At 75.4% G+C, this 2,008-nt stretch carries 2 protein-coding genes; one reads left to right on the forward strand and one right to left on the reverse strand.

Features of this window, described 5'->3' with window-relative positions; all coding sequences use genetic code 11:
* Positions 1–768: SNF2-related protein (locus AC0CYZ_RS16005; RefSeq protein WP_472217047.1), on the forward strand; the 768-nt coding region annotated here is incomplete at its 5' end.
* Positions 769–781: 13 nt separating this feature from the next.
* On the opposite strand, the gene AC0CYZ_RS16010 is transcribed toward AC0CYZ_RS16005, so the two are convergent.
* Positions 782–2,008: sensor domain-containing phosphodiesterase (locus AC0CYZ_RS16010; RefSeq protein ID WP_472217049.1), on the reverse strand; the 1,227-nt coding region annotated here is incomplete at its 5' end.

Below are 2,008 nucleotides of genomic sequence, written 5' to 3' on the forward strand. Positions count from 1 at the left end.
GTGCGCCTCGACTCCGAGGGCATTCAGAAGGTGCGCCAGCAGCTGCCGGCCAGCCGCAACCCGTTCACGTACTTCCCACAAGTGATCGTCTCGATCGACACCCTGAAGTCCTCGCGCTATCGGGCGCACCTCGAACGCCACCACTGGGACGCCGTGGTGATCGACGAGTCCCACAACGTCACCAACGCCGCCGCGCAGCGCAGCGAGCTCGCCCAGGTCCTCGCTCGGCAGACCGACGCGCTGATCCTCGCGTCGGCCACGCCGCACAACGGCCGCGCCGAGTCCTTCGCCGGTCTGATCAACCTCCTCGACCCCACCGCGATCGTCGACTCCGCCGACTACGACGTCCGCGATATCCGCCACCTCTTCGTCCGTCGCCACGCCACTCCCCCGACGTCGCCCGCGAAGTCGGGCACATGTGGGCCGAACGCCCCGAGCCCGAGGTGCTCTCGGTTCAGGCCACCCCGGCGGAGGACGCCGTCGCCGCCGAGCTGTCGACGACGTGGCTTCACCCGGTACCCGGCGGCTCGCCGATCACCGGCGGCGGGCAGCCTAGTCATTGTTGCCCGCTGCGGTGACAGCCTCTTCCCGGGCGGCCACGGCAAGACCGCGACCCGCGAGCACCACGACGCCCTGATGAACGACCTCGAGCGCAAGGTGTTCGGCCGGTTCGACGACGACACCTGGGTCTACCCGGGCCACGGCGACGACACCACGCTCGGCGCCGAGCGCCCGAGCCTGCCGGAGTGGCGCGAGCGCGGCTGGTGACGCCGACCCGGCCTCAGCGGCCCGGCATCTCCGCGCCGGGCGCCGGCACGGTGCGGCTCATCAGCGAGCGCGCCACCTCCATCACCAGGTCGAGGTCGTAGACCACGGCGTACTCCATCTCGCCGTCGCCACACGGGCGCGCCACCAGCGCGGCGGCGACGTGCGGCCCGACGAGGGCGACGTCCCACTCGGTCCGCAGCGGGTCGTCGGCGGCGAGGGCCGCACCACGGACGCCCCGCGGCAGGGCGGTCCCGACGCCGAACAGCGTCACGAGGGTGGAGTGCTCCGCCACGGACGCGAAGCGGCGGACGCGCTCGCCCTGCGGGAGCCCGTCCGGTCCGACCGAGCCCAGCAGCACCGTCGGCCCCTCCGCGCTGCGGGCCCGCTGCTCGATCAGCGTCGCGGCGACGCGCACCTCCTCGACCCGCCCCCGGCGCAGCGGGTGGACGCGGGCGACCGCGGCGAACGGGCTGAGCCGGGTCGACCCCTCGGGCGGCCGGGCCGTCGGGGCCGACGGCCCCGGCGGTGGCGGCGCGCCCGGCGCCGCGTCCAGGGTGGCGGGGTGGCCGTAGCGGTAGCCCTGGCCGAGAGTCGCGCCCAGGGCGCGGGCGGCGCGCTCGTGCTCGGCGGTCTCGATCCCCTCGGCCAGCACGACGGCGTCGTTGCGCTCGGCGTAGGCGCCCACCGCCGCCGCGACGCGGGCGACGTCCTCGTCGAGAGGCGCCAGGACGAGGCGCTGGTCGAGCTTCACGACCTCCGGGCGCAGGAACGGCAGGAGCGCGAGCGAGGCCGGGTGGCTGCCGACGTCGTCGAGGGCGACGGCGATCCCCACGTGGCGCAGCCGCGCGGCGAACCACTGCAGCCGGGCCGGGTCGCCGGTGAGCGCCCGTTCGGTGAACTCGAGGACGAGCCGGCCGCCCCGCGCCAGGAAGGTCACCGCGTCCGGCGGAGGCGGACCGGCCGGGATGCCGTCGGGCTCGATGTTGAGGAAGAGCACCGACGGACCCGCCGCGCCGGCCCCGAGCGCCGTGGCGAGCGCGAGCTGACGGCAGTGCTCGTCGAGCTCCGCGAGGTGCCCCGCGGCGCGGGCGCGGGCGAAGAGGTCCTCGGGCCGGTGCCACGCACCGGGGGGTCCCCGGGTCAGACCTTCGTGGGCGACCACGGCGCCCGTCGCCAGGTCGACGATCGGTTGGAAGACGCTGCGCAGCCCGGTGAGATCGGGCCCCGCGTCGACCACGCG

It is taken from the genome of Actinomycetospora sp. (assembly GCF_055612215.1).